The organism is Streptomyces sp. NPDC050759 (assembly GCF_044456945.1).
Lineage (GTDB): Bacteria > Actinomycetota > Actinomycetes > Streptomycetales > Streptomycetaceae > Streptomyces.
Window position 1 is genome coordinate 37,180 of sequence record NZ_JBITGI010000015.1, and the last position, 18,391, is coordinate 55,570.

Genomic DNA, 18,391 nt, shown 5'->3' on the forward strand with positions numbered 1-18,391 from the left:
CGAACGGCAGGGTGGGGGACACGGGGAACATGGCTGAGCAGCAGATTGCCGGTGCCGCAGAGAGCGTGAGGCAGTCCGAGAAGGGCCCGAGTGAGTGGGGCCAGGCCCTCGCGGCACTGGTGGTGGTCGGGGGGCTCGCGGCTCTCGTGTTGTCAGGGACCTTTCAGCAAGAGTCCAGCGACCCCGAACCGGCCGAGTGTCACACGTCGGACGACGCCCGGCCGTCGAAACCGGTCTCCGGGGTGCAGTTGTGCACGGCGCTGAACCGTGCGGACCTGCCGACGCTGCTCGGTACGCCGACCGAGTACGCGATGACCGCCAGTGGCAACGAGAGCGTGGGCACCTGGGCCGACGGCACCAAGACCGTCACACCCGAGGCGGAGGTGCAGCTGTCCACCTACTCCGTGAAGCTCTCGACGTCCGACGACGACATTCCGGTGACCGAGATGGCCGGCATCCTGGGGAGTTCGGCGGAGAACAGGACCATAGGCGGGCACCCGGCGGTCCTCTACTCGGACCGGACCATCGCCCTCAATTTCAACCTCGGTGGCGGCAAGGTCGACACCGGTCCCGGCGGAATCGCCCGCAGCCTGCTGGTTGCGAAGGACACCAAGGACGGCGGCGGCTTCTACGAGGTCTCCATATGGCGCCAGGACGACGTCCTGCCCGATGACCTCGCGTTGCTCCGCGTCGCCGAGACGGTGCTGCCGACGGTCCCGGACTGGACCGCCGGCTGACCCGTCACGCCCGGCCCATGCTCCGGGTGAACGTCGCGGGGTCGCCCTCGAAGCCGTTGATCCCGGGGTGGAAGTCCCAGGTGCCGGATTCCTGACGGACGAACTCCGCGACCTTCGCGGCCGTGGCGCCTAGGACACCGCCGAAGTCGTCCTCGGCCAGGACCGTGTAGCCCTCACGGATCCGCAGACCCGGGTTGATCACGCCGACGAAGGTGCGGTGTGCGGATCGCTGCTGGATGACGGCGCCGACGACCACGCGCGTGTACCGGGCGTCCAAGCGGTCGAGTTCGAGGGTCATGACCTCGTCCCAGCCGAAGCCCTTGCCGTCCTTGCTGTCCCGGTTGAGATAGATGGTGCCGTCGGGGGAACGGCTGTCGAAGTGCACCACATAGGCGGGATCGCCGTAGGGATCTCCCGCTACGTAGGTCGCGGCGACGATGTCCAGGTCGGTGGGCGGCTGACCCGCCGGACTCGGATCCCACTTGAGCGCGACCTCGACCTTGCGGATCCCCTTGTTGATGCCGCTCACCAGATTTCCCCTTCCCCCTGTGTCGACGGTCCGAACTGCCGGTCAGGCAGGACCGGTTGTCCATCCTGCCACGCGCGTGTGTCACTCGTGGGTCGCCTCTGGTGCCGAGCGTGACCGGCGCCACGCTCCGTGGCCTTACCATGGCGCGGTGCTGGTCAAGTGGATTCGCTGCACCGTGGTGGACCGCCGCGGCTTCGAGCGGGGGCAGCGAAAGTGGGCGGGGCTTCTGGGAGAGCCGGGGTTCAGGGGACAGGGCGGAGGCTGGAGCCGGGGGCGGCAGGGTGTGGCGCACATCTTCTCCTTCTGGGAGAGCCGTTCCTTCTACGACTCCTTCATGGCCCGTTCCCATGACCGGCTCGCGGCGGCCCAGTCAGGCACGTTCAAGGACGTCCAGGTCAAGTTGTTCGACTACCGCTTCGACGTGAAGACGGGCTTCGAGCCGCGCTTCACCGACGCCGACCTGGTGCGGTTCGCCCACTGCCGCGTCCATGAGGAGCGCGCGGAGCACTTCGCGCTCATGCAGGAAAAGGTCTGGAACCCGGCGATGGCCGGCTCGCCGGGCATGATCCGTGGTCTGTTCGGGGAGGCCCCAGGGCACGAGTTCCTGGTCCTCTCGATGTGGCGGTCGGCCGCCGAACACGGCAAGTACCGCACCGAACGCGTGGAACGGCTCGCGCTGCGCGCCCAGACCGACGCGGACGTCGCCGCCCTCACGGGCGACATCCTGGACCTCGAACCGGCCTGGACGGTTTGAAAACCGGACTCACCATAAGTGCCTCTCTGGGCGGTCGATGGCGCGGAAACGTGTGACCTACGCCGTATGGAGCCCGTACGAGTGCTCGATACGCCCTCACCCGATCTAGGGTCTTGGCATGGCACGACCACGGCGAATCGTCCTTGTCCGGCACGGGGAGTCAACGGGCAATGTTGATGACACCGTCTATGAACGCGAGCCCGACCACGCCCTGGCCCTGACGGAACGGGGCTGGCGGCAGGCGGAGGAGACCGGTAAACGGCTGCGAGAGGTGCTGGGCCGTGAACGGGTCAGTGTGTACGTCTCTCCCTACCGCCGTACGCACGAGACGCTCCGCGCCTTCCACCTGGACCCCGAGCTCATACGGGTGCGCGAGGAACCCCGGCTGCGGGAGCAGGACTGGGGAAACTGGCAGGACCGCGACGACGTACGTCTCCAGAAGGCGTACCGGGACGCCTACGGGCACTTCTTCTACCGGTTCGCACAGGGGGAGTCCGGGGCCGACGTGTACGACCGGGTGGGTGGCTTCCTGGAGAGTCTGTTCCGCAGCTTCGAGGCGCCCGACCATCCGCCGAACGTCCTGATCGTGACGCACGGCCTCGCCATGCGCCTGTTCTGCATGCGCTGGTTCCACTGGACGGTCGCGGAATTCGAGTCACTGTCGAACCCGGGGAACGCGGAGATGCGGATGCTCGTTCTCGGGGACGACGGCAAGTACGCCCTTGACCGGCCCTTCGGGCGCTGGCGAGAGCCGGAACCGTACGGGATCACCGATTAGAGGGGCAGACCGATGACTGCTGACTCCTCACCCGAGGGGCGCCTGAGCCGCGCCCTGGCCAGTTTGCGCGGCCTGGCCGTGGGGGACGCGCTGGGCTCGCAGTTCTTCGTACCGGTGAACTACCCCCTGCTGAAGAACCGCGAACTGCCGCCCGGCCACTGGCAGTGGACGGACGACACCGAGATGGCCTGCTCGGTGGTGGCCGTCCTGGCCGCCCACCACCGCATCGACCAGGACGCCCTGGCCTATTCCTTCGCCGAACACCACGATTTCGATCGGGGCTACGGCCCCGCCGTCAACCGTCTGCTGCGGCTGGTCCGCGAGGGCGGCGACTGGCGCGAGCTCGCCGCGGCTCTCTTCAACGGGCAGGGTTCCTGGGGCAACGGCGCCGCGATGCGCATTCCGCCCCTAGGAGCCTTCTACGCGGACGACCCGGAGCAGGCGACCCACCAGGCCGAGATCTCGGCGTATCCCACGCATCAGCACCGTGAGGCCGTGGTCGGCGCCATGGCCGTCGCCGCGGCCGCCGCACTGGCCGCCGCCCCCGGTGGTCCGCCCAGCCCCGGGGTGCTCCTCGACGGCGTCATCGCGCTGGTCCCGAAGAGTGCTGTCGGCGCCGGGCTGCGCCGGGCACGCGACATGCTCGACTACGGCGACGCCTCCACCGTCGCGGCCGTGCTGGGCTGCGGGCGCCGGACGACGGCCCACGACACCGTGCCGTTCGCGCTCTGGTCCGCCGCCCGGTCCCTGGGCGACTACGAGGAGGCGTTCTGGACAACCGCCCAGGTGGGCGGTGACGTGGACACGACCTGCGCCATCGTGGGTGGTGTGATCGCCGGGGGAAAGGCAGGGACCCCGCCCGCCGAGTGGGTGCACCGGACCGAGACGTTTCCGGAGTGGCTGCGGGTCCCGGGCTAGGAGCGCTACGCCCGGCCCCCGACCGCATCGTCGAAACTCTCCGTACACGCTGGGAACTCTGCGTAATCGCCTGCTCGTTGTCGTGACGGTTGCCGTGCGACGGATGGACCGGTGCACGCACAAGACACGTGAGAGGCGCGGTGGTGTGGCCATGGGGTGGTTGGCGGTGTTCGCCCTGCTGTGGACGGTGGTTGTCGTGCGGATGGCCGGGCTCTCGTCCTCGCCGTCGATCCCCCGGACCCGGCCCGGCCATCCGCTGCTCATCGCGAGCCCGGCTCCGTCAACCGAGGCCCGGACCCGCCGTGCCGGCGAGCGCCTCCAGATCACTCTTGCGGACCTTGATCACCAACCAGGCGCTGGCCAGGGCGAGTACGGCCATCGAGGCAGCCGCCACGAAGCCCGACGAGATGCCCTGGGCGAGCACTTCGTGCCCCCACGGGGCGGGCAGCTGGTGCGTCTTGGCGAACTCGGCCTTCTGCTCCGCCGAACCGTCGGCCATGAAATGCGGCAGCTGCTTCTCGGCCTCATCCTTGCTGGCCGACCCGAACACAGTCGTCAGGATGGACAGACCGAGCGAACCGCCCACCTGCTGCGTGGCGTTGAGCAGCCCGGAGGCCGCGCCGGCCTCATGCTGGGCGACGCCGGAGACTGCGGTGATCGTCAGTGTCACGAAGTTCAGGCCCATGCCGAAGCCGAAGATCAGCATGGGGCCGAGAACTCCACCGACGTAGGAGCTGTCGGAGCTGATGAGGGCCTGCCAGGCGAGCCCGGTCACCGCGAGCGCCGAACCCGTGAGCATGAACGGCTTGGGGCCGAGTACCGGCAGGAACCGCTGCGACAGGCCTGCCCCCAGCGCGATCACGACCGTCACGGGCAGGAAGGCGAGACCGGCCTGGATCGGGCTGTAGTCCAGCACGTTCTGGACGAAGAGCACGATGTAGAAGAACATGCCGAACATCGCGGCCGCGAGACTCAGCATGATCACGTACGTGCCCGAGCGGTTGCGGTCGGCGAACATCCGCAGAGGGGTGATCGGCTCCTTGGCGCGGGACTCGATGAACGCGAAGGCGAGCAGGAGTACCACGGCGATGCCGAAGGACCCGATGGTCAGGCTGTCCCGCCAGCCCTCGTCGGCGGCGCGGATGAAACCGTAGACGAGCAGGGCCATGCCTCCCGTGGAGGTCAGGGCGCCCGCGATGTCGAAGCGGCCGCTGTGGCGCTCGGACTCGCTGATGTACAGCGGGGTGAGTACCGCGATCAGCACGCCGATCGGCACGTTGACGAAGAGCACCCATCGCCAGTCGAGCCACTCGGTGAGCATGCCTCCCGCCAGCAGGCCTATGGCACCGCCGCCCGCGGAGACGGCGGCGAAGACGCCGAAGGCCCGGTTGCGTTCGGGCCCTTCGGGGAACGTGGTGGTGATCAGCGCCAGCGAGGTGGGCGACGCGATCGCGCCACCCACGCCCTGCAGGACGCGGGCGGCAAGCAGCTGCCAGGGCTCCTGGGCGAGTCCGCCGAGCAACGAGGCGAAGGTGAACAGCAGGATGCCGGTCATGAAGACCCGGCGGCGCCCGAGGATGTCACCGGCGCGGCCGCCCAGAAGGAGCAGGCCACCGAAGGTGAGCGTGTAGGCGCTGACGACCCATGTGAGGTCGGTGGTGCTGAACTTGAGAGCGTCTTGAATGTGCGGCAGCGCGATGTTCACAATCGTCGCGTCGAGTACGACCATGAGTTGGCAGGCAGCGATGACGGCGAGCGCGATGCCGGGTCGCCCTTCCCGACGGGCGGCACCTGGTTTCTGATCCTTGATCAACTGAGAGGTTGTCACTATGGGTCCCCCACAAGCGCGTTAGTGAACGATGGCGTTCACTGTTGCGTCAACGGTAGTGAGTCCCCAGTAGTGAACGCAAGCGTTCACTTAAGTTTGTTGGCGCGTGGCGAGTCCCCCTGTGTCGCCGCGCGGTGTTCCGTCCCTCCCCGAAATCCCCGCTTCCCTGTTCGCTGGAGTCACTCAGATGGTTACCTCGCGCTGGACGGCCGCCCCCGCTCAGGCGGCCTCCCTCCGTCGGCGCGGCGCCGTACTGGAGCGTGCGATCCTCGACGCCGCGCTGGAGCAGCTCAGCACGGTCGGCTGGAACGGCCTCACGATGGAAGGTGTCGCCGCCGGAGCCCAGACCGGCAAGGCTGCGGTATATCGCCGGTGGCCCTCCAAGGAGGACCTGGTCGCAGACGCCCTGCGGGCCGGACTGCCGCGTTTCGAGGAGGCGCCCGATCTCGGTGGTGTGCGCGAGGACTTGCTCGAACTGTGCCGCCAGGCACGCGAAGCGATGTTCTCGCGGCCCGGCTTCGCGCTGCGCTCAGTCATTCACGAATGCGACCAGGCTCAGGCTGAACGCTTCCACGCCGTGATCTTCAACGGGGTCGTGGAGCCGAGTGTCAGGCTGCTCCGCGAGATCATCACCCGCGGAATAGAGCGGGGTGAGGTGCGTCCTGACGCGGCGAACGACTATGTCTTCGATGCCATCCCCGCCATGATGATGTATCGCTCAAAGATGCGCGGGAGCGAATGGGGTGACCGGGATGTCGAAGAGATGATCGACCAATTCCTCCTGCCGCTGCTGCGGGCGACCGGACGGTGAGTGCTGATCGTGGACGTCCGGTCCCCGTTCGGGGAAACCGGGTGTCGCAGCGTGATCCGGGCGGCGTAGGCTAAGGGCGCCATGCCGTACGAACCACCTACTCACACCGTCGAGCGCTCCCTTCGCGCCACGACCGGAGCGAAGATCATTGCCGGTGTCGACGAGGTGGGGCGAGGTGCCTGGGCCGGCCCCGTCACCGTCTGCGCGGCCGTCACCGGACTGCGTCGACCGCCCCAAGGCCTCACCGACTCCAAGCTGCTCAGCGTCAAACGCCGTACTGAACTCGCGGAGATACTGCGGACGTGGGTGACGTCGTACGCCCTGGGGCACGCCAGTCACGAAGAGATCGACGACCTGGGGATGACGGCCGCCCTGCGGATCGCTGCCGTGCGCGCCCTGGAGGCACTCCCGGTCCGGCCGGACGCGGTGATCCTCGACGGGAAGCACAATTATCTCGGAGCGCCCTGGAATGTCCGGACCGTGATCAAGGGCGACCAATCCTGTGTCGCGGTCGCGGCCGCCTCGGTGATCGCCAAGGTTCAGCGCGACAAAATGATGGCCGAACTGGGTATCGACCATGCAGACTTCGGTTTCGCGGCCAACGCCGGGTATCCGTCGCCCGTGCACAAGGCCGCACTGGAGGTTCGGGGCCCCACCCCGTACCACCGGTTGTCGTGGGCGTATCTTGATGCGCTGCCTCAATGGCGGCACCTCAAGAAGGCCCGCAGCTGGGCGGATGGAAGCGTTCCGGAGATCGAGGGCCAGCTGGGCTTCGACTTCTGACGATTCCGCTCGCACTGATGTGCCACCCGCTGACGCGAGCCGCACCAACGTTTGATAAAAATCAGCCCATGCCTCTCATTCCCGAGGAGCCTCAGATTCACGAGAGTGCCCAGGGTCCCCGCGCCACTCCGGCCAGCGGCCGCACCGCGCCGACCCCTCGTCCCGTACCCGGTCCACGCCCCGCGGCTCCGCCGCGCCCCGGTCGCCCCGGCCCGCTGCGGCCCGCGCCGCCGGTGCAGCGGACGCCGCACGACGTCGCCGTGGCCAAGCCCGGAGTGCCGGGCCCCGCTGTCCCTGCCACCGCCGCCGCGACTCCGGCCCCGGCTTCGGCTTCGGCCGCCCCGCAGATCCAGCTCATCCCGGCCACGGCCGCCGGTGCGCTCGACGCTGCCGAGGAAGCCGTGGACCTCCTGCTGGAGTCCGGCCGTGCCCCCGGTGAAGTGCTGGTGATCACCACTGGCGAACACCATCCGTGGGCCGCCCATGAACTGTCCTTCGGTGAAGCCGCCTACTGGGCGCAGCACGACGCCGGTGACGACGTGTTCTACGCGGACGGCACGGCGGTCTCGCGTGCCGCGTCCCGTCCGGTGGTCGTCGTAGCCGTCAACGGCGGTTCCGCCGCCGCTGTCGCCGATGCGCTGCCTCTCGCCCACGCCCGGGCCGGTGCCCTGCTGATCGTCTGCGGTGACCCGCAGCAGATCAACTCGGTACTGGGCGCCGGCGTCTGAGCCGGTTCCGGTACGTCCGGAGTGACGCCGGGGTGAGGAAAGGTGCCGCCTGCGCGGCACCTGCACAGTGAGTCCTTCGGCATGCGCGCGTCCAAGCGGTGTCCCCTCACCAGCCGCGCCATGCCAGTGCCAGGAACGCGTGCGCCCGGTGCGCCACGACGTCGTGGGCCGTACGTCCGGGACGTGCGGCCGAAGAAAGGCGACCGGGCCGGTCTCGGCGCTCAGCCCTCAGCGAGCCGCCACGCGGCGCAGGACCTCCGAGGCGGCGCCGCCGGTGCGTGGCAGCAGGGGCGGTGCCTCGGACGTGGCGAACGGCTCCGGCGCGGAGTCCGCGTTCGGCCGGCGTCCGCCGCGTCCTTCGCCGAGCACCTGCCAGCCGTCGCGCGTCAGCGTGATGTACGCCCCGCAGCGCAGCCCGTGCAGAGTGCAGGCGTCACGCAGGCCCCACATCCACGCACCGTCCTCCTCGGTCCAACGGGCGTCGCCCTCACGGCAGTAGAGCAGCACAGCAGTGCGCACGGGGGTGCGGCGCCGCAGGTCGTGCGGGATCACTCGGCGCAGCTGGGCAAGCAGCGTGTTCCGGAACATCCAGCCGTCGGCCGGTGCCGGACGGCGCGTGAACGAGGCGCTCGCCCGCACTCGTTCGTCCGGGTCGAGGACCGCCACGATCGCGGTGGCCGGTTGGGGGCGGTGCCGGGAGTGCAGCCCGCTGACGACCTCACGCGGATTGCGCAGCAGCGGGATGCCGGCCTCGGCCCACTCGGCGGGTTCGAGCAGACGGGCCAGAGGGTTGGCGGATGCGGCGGACAGGTCGGTTGACGACGTGGACGCCGCGGAGGACGGAGCGAATCCGAAGGTCACGGTCCTCCCTTCGGCTACGCGCCCATACGGCGGGCGGGGTCGGATTCGGGGGAGCGCGCACCGCAGCAGAGCCCTACCGGTCAACGGACGGGCCGTGCGGGGAGCGGACCTCAATTCTTCCTGTCGAACTTGGTTGCGGCAACGAGCAATTGGGTCCGCCGACACGAATCTGACGGTTCGTGGCTTATATCCCTACCCAGTGTTCGACCGGCGATGCCAGGGACCTCCGAGCACGGCCGTTCGAGGCCCGCATCGGTACGCGCGCGTGGCGCGCTGTCGCCTCCGGTGTCCGCTCAGCCGCGGACGGCCAGCACCAGAGGCAACACCCCCTGGGCACCAGACTTCACCAGCAGCCGGGCGGCGACCGCGAGGGTCCAGCCGGTCTCGGTCATGTCGTCGACGAGCAGGACGGGGCCCCCGGCTGCTTGCAGCGCTTCTCGCAAGGGCGGAGGCACGGTGAGCGCTCCGTACAGGGCCCGCAGGCGCTGGGCGCTGTTGGAGCGGGGCAGCAAGAGGTCGTCGGAGTGATCCGTGTATGCGAGGGATCCCAGGAACGGGATGCGGCCGACAGCGGAGATTCGGCTCCCGAGGGAGGTGACCAACTGGGGCCGGCTGCGGGAGGGAACGGTGACCACCCCGACGGGGCGGGCCGGTGCGTCCGGGGCACTGGACGCCCAACCGTCGGGCGACTTGGCCCAGTCGGCCAGCACGGTCACGACGGCGTTCGCCACGTCGTCGGGGGCGGGAGCGTCCGGAGTCTGGGGTGCGAGCAGCGGGCGGAGACGGTTGCCCCAGCCGATGTCCGACATCCGCCCGAGCGCCCGGCCCGGCAAGGCCTGTTCGCCGGCCGGAATACGGCCTTTGAGGTCGACGCCGATGGCAGGGAGGCCTGTGGGCCACATTCGGCGGGGCTCCACCACGACACCGGCACGGGCGAGCGAGCCGCCCGCCGTGTCCAGGGCGGCCGAGGAGATGTCGGCGGTGAAGCGGGGGCCGGCGCAGTTGTCGCAGCGGCCGCAGGAGGTCGCCTGCTCGTCGTCCAGCTGCCGCCTCAGGAACTCCATACGGCAGCCCGTGGTGGTGGCGTAGTCGCGCATGGCCTGCTGCTCGGTGGCGCGCTGCTTGGCGACCCAGGCGTAGCGCTCGGTGTCGTACGACCAGGGCGCTCCGGTGGCGATCCAGCCGCCCTTGACCCGGTGGACCGCACCGTCCACGTCCAGCACTTTGAGCATGATCTCCAAACGGGTGCGGTTGAGCTCCACCAGCGGTTCGAGTGCGGGCAGTGACAGCGGCCGGTCCGCGCGGGCGAGGGCGTCGAGGGTGCGCCGTACGGATTCTTCGGGCGGGAAGGCCACGGAGGCGAAGTATGACCAGATCGCCTCGTCCTCGCGGCCCGGCAGGAGCAGCACCTCGGCGTGCTCGACGCCTCGTCCGGCGCGGCCGACCTGCTGGTAGTAAGCGATGGGGGAGGACGGCGAACCGACGTGGACGACGAAGCCGAGGTCGGGTTTGTCGAACCCCATGCCGAGCGCGGAGGTGGCCACCAGCGCCTTGACCTTGTTCGCGAGGAGGGCTTCCTCGGCCTGCTGGCGTTCGGCGTTCTCCGTCTTTCCCGTGTACGAGGCGACGGTGTGTCCGCACTGCCGGAGGAAGGCGGTGATCTCCTCGGCTGCGGCGACCGTGAGCGTGTAGATGATCCCGGAGCCCGGCAGGTCGTCCAGATGATCGGCGAGCCAGGCAAGACGGTGGGCGGCGTCGGGGAGCTGGAGCACACCGAGGCTGAGGCTCTCGCGGTCGAGCGGGCCCCGCAGGACCAGTGCGTCCGAGCCGGTGCCGGTGCCCAACTGCTCCGCCACGTCGGCAGTGACCCGGGCATTGGCCGTGGCGGTGGTGGCCAGCACAGGCACCCCCGGAGGGAGATCGGTGAGCATGGTGCGCAGACGGCGGTAGTCGGGGCGGAAGTCATGGCCCCAGTCGGAGATGCAGTGCGCCTCGTCGACGACGAGAAGGCCGGTGGCGGCAGACAGTTCCGGCAGGACGTTGTCGCGGAAGTCCGGGTTGTTGAGCCGCTCGGGGCTCACGAGCAGCACGTCCACGGTGCCCGCGGAGACCTCGGCTCGGATGGTCTCCCACTCCTCGGGGTTGGAGGAGTTGATGGTCCGGGCGTGAATGCCGGCTCGGGCGGCGGCCTCGACCTGGTTGCGCATGAGCGCGAGCAGCGGAGAGACGATCACGGTCGGCCCGGCACCGCGCTCACGCAGCAGGGCCGTCGCCACGAAATACACCGCGGACTTGCCCCACCCCGTGCGCTGCACGACCAGGGCCCGGCGCTTGTCGGCGACCAGCGCCTCGATCGCCCGCCACTGGTCCTCGCGCAGGCGTGCCGATCCGGTGCTGTCCCCGACGAGCCGGACGAGGATCCCGTCGGCAGCCTCGCGCAACTCCGTCTTGCTCGTGTGCGTCATGCCTCCATACAACAGGACGCCTCCGACAGCGGGGCCTCGCGGCGACCGGGCTGTGGACGACAGAATGGCTTTGTCGTGACCCTGATCGGACTTATCCACAGGGCCAAACAGAGCGTCGCGATCCGCGAGATCGTCTGCGCATGACGAATCACAGCGAAACGACCGGACCCGCAGCAAACGGCAATAACGGCGGACGCAACAATGGCGGACCCAACAACGACGGACGCAACAACGACGGCTCGGGGATCGGCGACCGCGTCGGATTCGACGCACATGGCGCCGAACACCAGGTCACGCTGCGGACGCCGGGCGAACTGGCCGATGCCCTGCCCTACCTGCTCGGGTACCGGCCCGAGGACAGCATCGTTCTGGTCGCCCTGCACGACCGGGGCGGCCGCGGCCGGTTCGGTGGGCGAGCCCGGCTCGGCATTCCCGCCAACAAGGACGATTGGGCGGCCGTGGCCCGGCAGTTGGCCCACGGACTGATCACCGGCAGCGAGCGGCGGGGCGCGCGCCCCGAGCAGATGGTCGCGTACCTCTGCCAGGAACCTGCGGCCGGTGAGACCGGCAGGCAGATCACGGAGCGGCTCGCTCCGCTCGCCGCCCTGCTGCGCACGGAATGCGGCCGGCTCGACGTTCCTGTGATCGAGGCGTTGTGCATCTCCGGCGGCCGCTACTGGTCCTACTGTTGCCCGAGCGAGGAATGCTGCCCCGTGGAGGGGCTTCCGATGGGTCTGCCAGGCACCTCGGTGCTCGCCGCGGCGGCCACGTACGCCGGACTACAGGTGCGCGGCACACTGCGCGAGTTGCGGGCCCGGCTGCAGCCCTGGGAGACCGCAGCCGCGCTGGAACAGGAAGTCGCTCTGGACACCGCAGGCATGGCCCTGGTCCCCAGGATGCTCGACATGACGGGCCGGGCGGAGGTGGCCGAGGAGACGGTGCGCCTGGCCAGGCGCACCATGGCACGCTTCGCCGAGGCCGCGCCCGTGTCGGGCGCGCTCCAGGCCGACCTGCGAGACGACGAACTGCTGGGGCACGAAGAGGCGGCGGAACTCATCCTCGGCCTGCAGGACCGCACGACCCGGGACCGTGCGGCCGAGTGGATGGAGGCCGAGGAGGCCGGACCGGCACTGCGCCTGTGGCGCGCATTGGCCCGCCGGTGCGTCGGCCCCTACGGCGAGCACGCGGCGGCGCCGCTCACCCTCGCCGGATGGGTCGCGTGGGCCGCGGGCGACGAGATCGAGGCCAGGGAAGCGCTGGCCATGGCCCTGGGGGCGGATCCTGGGTACCTCTTCGCCCGGCTCCTGCATCAAGCCTGCAACGAGGGACTGGACCCGGAGTCCATTCGCCGCTGTCTGCGCGCGGAACGCGAGGGGCGCGAGGCACGCGCGCGGGCGGAGATCGCTCCCTCCGCCGATGTGGACGATGTGGAGACGACCGACGATCTGGTGCGGCCGAACGCGCCCGTTCCTGGTCAGGTGGCAACTCAGCCCGGGTCCGACGGATTCGTGGCTGGCAAGCTTGTGCCCGGCAAGCACAACGACACGCAGTCGGAATGCCCGTCCCGTGCCGAAAGCGCGCTGCCGCAGTGCCCGTCCGGTTCCGACAGTTCTCTGCCGGTGCCACCGCCCGCCACGGCCTCCCGCCGACGTAAGCGTGTGCGTCCCGGTACTCGGCCCGACGGCCTTCCGCAGGCCGTGGAGGCGGAGGGGCGACAGCCCTGCGCGGAGGAATCTCGCCCGCGCTCTCGCCCGGCCCGCGGTAGGCGTCCCGGTGCCGTCCGCCGCACCACGGGCAGGGGCGACGTGCGCCGATCTGAGGGCACACGGCCCGGGGGTGCCACCGAGGAGGAGGGATGAGCGACCGCTGGAAGTGTGTCGCACGCGGATGGTCCCGCCTGTGCCGCAGGGTGGCGGTTCCGGGCCGCCGCCATTCGGTCGGCTTCCGTGCTGGTGGGCGTGACCCTGAAGAGGCCCGTCCCGTTCACCTGAGTGGCGGAACGCCCGATCGGGCCGTACCGCCGCAGCACCCATGTCCTGCAGGAACCAGACACCGGGCGCCGAACACGCCCGAGCCGCGCAGAGTGCAGAGGAAGCGCCCCTTGCATCAGCCGACTCCGCCCTCCAACGACGACGGCCGTTCGGCCCTCGGCGCGCCGATGACGGTAGGGAAAACAAGCGCCGGCCCGGCGCCGCGGCCCGCGGCCACCGGCTCTGAACTTCCCCCGGCGCACTCGGTCATCATCTGCGTGGGCCTTCCGGGCCTCGCCATCTCCACGGATCAAGGGCAGCTGAACGGTCACGGACTGGAAGGCTTCTACCGCGCGGGCCGGCGCGTGCTGTCCCGGTGCCAGATCCGTATCGCAGGCCGTGAGCCTCTCGCAGTCCAGGCGCGGACGACCGCGGCGGACCGCGCGCGTTTCGTGGCCACCGCTCGTCTCTCCCCGGGCGGGGGCCCTGACCCGGACGTCGTCGTCGAACGCACACGCCACGCGGACGGGACGGAGCGCATCACGCTGCACAGCGCCGCCGTCCGTCCTCTGCGACTGCCGGTGGAGGTGGCACTCGGTACGGATCTGGCGGATCTGGGCGCGATCGCGTCGGGCCGAGCGGGACCCGAATTGTCCGCGAGCGTCCACGACTCCGGACTGCGCTGGTCCTGCGCAGCCGGCGGGTCGTCGGTCACGGCCGACCCACCGCCCTCCGACGCGCTGGCGTCGGCAGGCCTTTTGCGCTGGGAGTTCGACCTGCCCCCCGGAGGCACAGCCGGCCTTGAGTTGCGGGTACGCCTTGACGGGGCGGGCCCCGTCCGGGCCGCGGGGCGCGCGGCGACCAGCCCCCTGGCTTCCGCGCGCGCGACGGGAGACCACCCCGCGATCCGGCCGCTCCTGGACACGAGCATTGACGATCTGCAGTCCTTGCTGCTGCGCGACCCGGCACACCCCACAGACACCCACCTCGCGGCCGGAGCCCCCTGGCGGTGCGGCCTGGCCCCGGCCGACGCGCTCGTCGCAGCCCGTATGACACTGCCGCTCGGCACCCGGCTCGCCGCCGGGACCCTGCGCACTCTCGCGCGTACCCAACTCCGGGGGCAGACAGCGCGGTCCGGCATGATCCCAGGGCCGCGCCGGGACGCGGGCGCACACCTCCCGGCCGGTTGTACGGGCACCGAGGCCACCCTGCTCTTCCCCGCACTTCTCGCGGAGGCCTCCCGATGGGGGCTCTCCCGACAGGAGACAGAAGAACTGCTCCCGACAGCCGAGCGTTGTCTGGGCTGGCTGCGGGCGACCGTGGGGGAGGGGACCTATCTGTGCGATCCACAGCCCGGCGGCGCCGCCCGCTGCGAGACCCAGGCGCACGCGCATCGCGCGGCCGTCCTAGGTGCCGATCTGCTCGACGCGTTCGACAGACCCGGAGGGGCGGCGCTGCGGCAGTGGGCCCACGAACTGCGCTCGGCCTTCCGTGAGGAGTTCTGGGTCGACGACCGCGGCGGTGGCCGGCCGGCGGCCGCACGTGCTCCCGACGGACGGCTCGTGCTGCAGCTCGGTGCCGCGGCCGTCCATCTCCTGGACACCGGCCTGCTGGGCGGGGGCGAACAGGCGCCCGGCCTGCTCGACAGGGCGCAGACCGAGCAGCTCGCCCGACTGCTCGGAAGCCCGGTCATGGACTCGGGCTGGGGGCTGCGCGGACTGGGTACGAAAGAGGCGGGATACAACCCGTTCGGCCATCGCACCGGTGCGGTACGCGTCCACGAGACGGCGATCGCCGTCGCTGGTCTGGCCGCCGCCGGGTACGAAAAGGAGGCCGGCTCGCTCCTGCGGGGCCTGCTGGCGGCGGCTGAGACCTTCGGCCACCGGCTCCCCGAGATGTACGCGGGTGAGCAGCGCACCGACGGTAGCGCTCCCCTTCCCCACCCGGCGGCCTGTCGTCCGGCGGCCACGGCAGCGGCGGCGGGAGTCCTGCTGCTGAGCGCCCTCGCCGGAATCCGTCCCGACGCCCCGGCGGGGACGGTCACACTGCGCCCCGTACGCAGCGCGCCACTCGGTGAGATCGGTCTGACCGGACTGAGGGTCGCGGGGGCCCCGTTCTCGGTACGGGTCAGCAGACTGGGGCTCGCCGTGGTGGAGGAGGCCGACGGGAGGCTGCAGCTGAGGTCGTGACGTCGGACGACACGGCCTCCGGCAGGGGCCGGGTGCAGGGGACTTGACCTGGGGACCTGACCTGTTCGGAGACAGAGTGGATCAGCTACCGATGCGGCCGACGAAGGGAGTGTTTATCGTCAGGCAGACGACTATGATCGCCGCATGCCCTACGACCCGTCAGCCTTTCCGCCCTTCGCCGTCACCGTGGACCTGGTCGTACTGACCGTGCGCCGCCACGCCCTGTGTGCGCTCGCGGTGCGCAGGGGTGAGCCGCCGTTCCAGGGGCGCTGGGCACTTCCCGGCGGTTTCGTACGGGCCGACGAGGATCTGGCGCAGGCCGCGGCCCGTGAGCTGGCCGAGGAGACCGGGCTGCGCGCTCATGACCCGGCCGTCCCCGTCCAGGACAACGGAGCACACCTGGAACAGCTCGCGACCTATGGCGACCCCAAGCGAGATCCACGGATGCGCGTGGTGAGCGTCGCGCACCTCGCCCTCGCCCCCGACCTGCCCGCCCCACGGGCCGGCGGTGACGCCAGCAACGCGCGGTGGGCGCCCGTCGAGGAGCTGTTGCAGCAGGGCGGTTACGGTCGAGACGGGGAACCGGTCGCGCCGCTCGCCTTCGACCATGCGCAGATTCTGTCGGACGGAGTGGAGCGCGCCCGCTCGAAGATCGAGTACTCGTCGCTGGCCACCGCGTTCTGCCCGCCCGAATTCACCGTGGGCGAGCTGCGCCGCGTCTACGAGGCGGTGTGGGGCGTGGCTCTGGACCCGCGCAACTTCCACCGCAAGGTGACGGGCACCCCGGGCTTCCTGGTCCCCACCGGTGGCACGACCACACGACAGGGCGGCCGCCCTGCCCAGCTCTTCCGGGCCGGCGGTGCCACACTTCTCAACCCTCCGATGCTGCGCCCCGACGTGTGACGGCCCAAAACCGGACATAACGCGCTATCTTGCTACGGGTGATCCAGGCCTTCGGACTGACCAGCAACTCCCGCAAGGAACTCCCGCCCGCGGTCGACGATGTGTCCTTCGAAGCCCGTGCGGGCAGTGTCACCGCGCTTCTCGGAGCGACGGGTGCGGGCAAGACGACAGTGCTCAGACTGATGCTCGAACTCCAACAAGGGCGTGGCCTCACCTACTTCAGGGGCCGCCCGCTGCACCGCATCGCGCATCCCTCGCGCGAGGTCGGCGTACTCATGGGCGATGTGCCCGGCCATCCCGCGCGCACGGTCCGCGGCCATCTGCGCATGCTGTGCGCCGCGGCCGGCGTGCCGGTCCGGCGCGCCGACGAAGTGCTCGAAGCGGTGGGCCTCGTCAGCCTGCGCGACGAGCGGCTCGGCACCCTGTCGCGCGGCATGGACCGCCGCCTGGGCCTGGCCTGCGCCCTGTTGCCGGACCCCCACACACTCGTCCTGGACGACCCTGCTGACGGGCTCTCCACGCGCGAGAGTCACTGGTTGCACGGCATGCTGCGAGCGCACGCCGCCCAGGGAGGCTCGGTCCTGTTCACCACGTCCGAGCCCAAGGAGGCCGCGCACGTCGCAGATCACGTCATCACCCTCGAACAAGGCCGACTCGTCGCGGACCAGGAGGCCACGGAGTTCGCCCGCACCAGGCTCCGCCCACGTGTCGCCGTCCGCACTCCCCACGCCGCCCGCCTCGCCGCCCTGCTCGCCAAGGAGGCCCGTACGACGCACCGCTCCGTCGAAGTCGTTCGGGAAGGCGGCAACCGTCTGTCCGTGTACGGCAGTACGTGTGCCGACGTCGGCGAGACGGCTTTCCGCCACGGCGTTCTGGTCCACCAACTCGCCGACGAGATCGGGGACATGGGACCGGGAGCGGGGGCGCTTCCCGTCGAGGCCGCAGCAGCCACACTGGAGCCGCGGGCGGGAGTCACGGGGCCGGAGACCGGCGAGCTCCTCGGTGCCGGGGCTCTCGGGTTGGCCGGGCCGGAAATGCGAGGCGGTCCTGCTGCGCACGACGACTTCGCATCACAGAGCGACTCGCACATGGGCGGTGCCCAGGTGGTGCCCGCAGCCCCGGAAGCGCACGGCGATCAGGTGTCCCACAGCAGTCGGGACACCCACAGCGGCCCGGCTGAGGGAAGCGGTCACGCCGCCCTCAGCCTCGCCACAGCCTCCAGAGGCCCCGCCCCCCTGCCCCCCCTCCCGCCTCCGATCTCCGTCAGGTCCGCCCCCAGTCCCTTGCGCCCCCTGCGCTACGAACTGCGCCGCGCGACTGGGATCGGCACCGGGTTCCTCACCGGCGCCGCCGTACTCGTCACGTCCGCCCTCACCGCCGTACTCCTGGCACGGGTCGGTCACACTCCACAGGCGCGCCTCCTGGCCGCATGGCCAAGAGAGCTGCCGCTGCCCCCGGCGGCGCTCGGAGCGGGACTGCTCGGCGCGCTCGCCTTCGGTGACGAATTCCGCCATCCCGCCCTCGCCGCGGACCGCGGCACCGTCCCCCGCCGACTGGGGCTGCTCACCGCGAAACTCGTCGTCGCCGCCGTCACCGCGCTGGCACTTGCCCTTCTCGCGGTGGGCTGCGACGCCGAAGTGCTCTATCTCGTCTACGGACGGGAGCTCACGGAAGTTCCCGCCGACTGGTTGCTGCTCAGCGCGAGTTGGTTCGGGCTCGTGGTGGGATGCGCCTGGGCAGGTGTTCTGGCCGCCGGTATCTTCCGGTCCACCACGGCCGGGCTCGCCGCGGTGGTCACCGTGCCCATTCTCGTCGTACCTCTCGTGCGGAAAGCGCTGGGCGGGGGGTCCGTGGGGACGGCGGCCGGACTTTCGGCGCGGCTGCGCGAGGTTCTCCTGCTGCAATGGCCCTTCGGCGGAGAGCGCTATCTGGCCGGAGCGGTGCGTGTGGTCGCCCAACCCGTGGGCGGCGCGCTGACGTTGTCGCTGACCGCCCTGCTGTGCGCATATCTGCTCACGGCCCTGCGGAGCAGGGTCCGATGACGACCTCCCGTGCGCTTCCGGTCCCGACCTGCGCACAATCTCCCGACGAAAGCGCATTTCTTTCCGATAAGGCGTCAATTGCGACGGCGTGAGCG

At 70.4% G+C, this 18,391-nt stretch carries 15 protein-coding genes; 11 read left to right on the forward strand and 4 right to left on the reverse strand.

Annotated features, from left to right (window positions below; genetic code table 11):
- The first annotated feature begins 29 nt into the window (after positions 1-29).
- Complete coding sequence (locus ACIBJB_RS35260; RefSeq protein ID WP_398936815.1) at positions 30-737, forward strand: DUF6215 domain-containing protein; 708 nt, start codon at positions 30-32, stop codon at positions 735-737.
- 4 nt (positions 738-741) lie between these two features.
- Here ACIBJB_RS35260 and ACIBJB_RS35265 read toward each other — a convergent pair whose 3' ends face one another.
- Positions 742-1,266: a TerD family protein gene (locus tag ACIBJB_RS35265; protein WP_398936818.1), complete on the reverse strand. Its 525-nt coding sequence runs from the start codon at positions 1,264-1,266 to the stop codon at positions 742-744.
- A gap of 148 nt (positions 1,267-1,414) precedes the next feature.
- On the opposite strand from ACIBJB_RS35265, the gene ACIBJB_RS35270 reads away from it, so the two are divergent.
- The 3 genes from ACIBJB_RS35270 (at position 1,415) to ACIBJB_RS35280 (ending at position 3,716) form a co-directional block, all read left to right on the forward strand.
- A complete protein-coding gene (locus ACIBJB_RS35270; RefSeq protein ID WP_398936820.1) occupies positions 1,415-2,020 on the forward strand; it encodes a YdbC family protein in 606 nt (201 codons plus the stop codon).
- 118 nt (positions 2,021-2,138) lie between these two features.
- Positions 2,139-2,798: a histidine phosphatase family protein gene (locus tag ACIBJB_RS35275; protein WP_125191933.1), complete on the forward strand. Its 660-nt coding sequence runs from the start codon at positions 2,139-2,141 to the stop codon at positions 2,796-2,798.
- Between the two features lie 12 nt (positions 2,799-2,810).
- Positions 2,811-3,716, forward strand: a complete 906-nt coding sequence (locus ACIBJB_RS35280) for an ADP-ribosylglycohydrolase family protein (RefSeq protein WP_398936823.1) — start codon at positions 2,811-2,813, stop codon at positions 3,714-3,716.
- 280 nt (positions 3,717-3,996) lie between these two features.
- On the opposite strand, the gene ACIBJB_RS35285 is transcribed toward ACIBJB_RS35280, so the two are convergent.
- Positions 3,997-5,544: an MFS transporter gene (locus ACIBJB_RS35285; protein WP_398936825.1), complete on the reverse strand. Its 1,548-nt coding sequence runs from the start codon at positions 5,542-5,544 to the stop codon at positions 3,997-3,999.
- A gap of 187 nt (positions 5,545-5,731) precedes the next feature.
- On the opposite strand from ACIBJB_RS35285, the gene ACIBJB_RS35290 reads away from it, so the two are divergent.
- From ACIBJB_RS35290 to ACIBJB_RS35300, 3 genes are all read left to right on the forward strand, one after another.
- Positions 5,732-6,355, forward strand: coding sequence for a TetR/AcrR family transcriptional regulator (locus ACIBJB_RS35290; RefSeq protein ID WP_398936827.1), 624 nt, complete (start codon positions 5,732-5,734; stop codon positions 6,353-6,355).
- 81 nt (positions 6,356-6,436) lie between these two features.
- Positions 6,437-7,138: a ribonuclease HII gene (locus ACIBJB_RS35295; protein WP_398936829.1), complete on the forward strand. Its 702-nt coding sequence runs from the start codon at positions 6,437-6,439 to the stop codon at positions 7,136-7,138.
- A 68-nt stretch (positions 7,139-7,206) separates the two neighbouring features.
- On the forward strand, positions 7,207-7,866 hold the full coding sequence (locus tag ACIBJB_RS35300) for a hypothetical protein (protein ID WP_398936831.1): 660 nt from the start codon (positions 7,207-7,209) through the stop codon (positions 7,864-7,866).
- Between the two features lie 228 nt (positions 7,867-8,094).
- Here ACIBJB_RS35300 and ACIBJB_RS35305 read toward each other — a convergent pair whose 3' ends face one another.
- Entirely contained in the window at positions 8,095-8,727 is a 633-nt protein-coding gene (locus tag ACIBJB_RS35305) for a hypothetical protein (RefSeq protein ID WP_398936834.1), read from the reverse strand.
- A gap of 293 nt (positions 8,728-9,020) precedes the next feature.
- Positions 9,021-11,192 carry a RecQ family ATP-dependent DNA helicase gene (locus ACIBJB_RS35310; RefSeq protein ID WP_398936837.1) on the reverse strand — a complete coding sequence of 724 codons (2,172 nt, stop codon included), beginning with the start codon at positions 11,190-11,192 and terminating at the stop codon, positions 9,021-9,023.
- A 140-nt stretch (positions 11,193-11,332) separates the two neighbouring features.
- Between ACIBJB_RS35310 and ACIBJB_RS35315 the strand changes: the two genes are divergently transcribed.
- The 4 genes from ACIBJB_RS35315 (at position 11,333) to ACIBJB_RS35330 (ending at position 18,296) form a co-directional block, all read left to right on the forward strand.
- On the forward strand, positions 11,333-13,051 hold the full coding sequence (locus ACIBJB_RS35315) for a DUF4192 domain-containing protein (protein ID WP_398936839.1): 1,719 nt from the start codon (positions 11,333-11,335) through the stop codon (positions 13,049-13,051).
- Between the two features lie 299 nt (positions 13,052-13,350).
- Positions 13,351-15,351 carry a glycogen debranching N-terminal domain-containing protein gene (locus ACIBJB_RS35320; RefSeq protein ID WP_398937093.1) on the forward strand — a complete coding sequence of 667 codons (2,001 nt, stop codon included), beginning with the start codon at positions 13,351-13,353 and terminating at the stop codon, positions 15,349-15,351.
- A 144-nt stretch (positions 15,352-15,495) separates the two neighbouring features.
- Positions 15,496-16,254: an NUDIX domain-containing protein gene (locus ACIBJB_RS35325; protein ID WP_398936841.1), complete on the forward strand. Its 759-nt coding sequence runs from the start codon at positions 15,496-15,498 to the stop codon at positions 16,252-16,254.
- 38 nt (positions 16,255-16,292) lie between these two features.
- Positions 16,293-18,296, forward strand: coding sequence for an ATP-binding cassette domain-containing protein (locus tag ACIBJB_RS35330; RefSeq protein ID WP_398936844.1), 2,004 nt, complete (start codon positions 16,293-16,295; stop codon positions 18,294-18,296).
- The last annotated feature ends 95 nt before the right edge of the window (positions 18,297-18,391 follow it).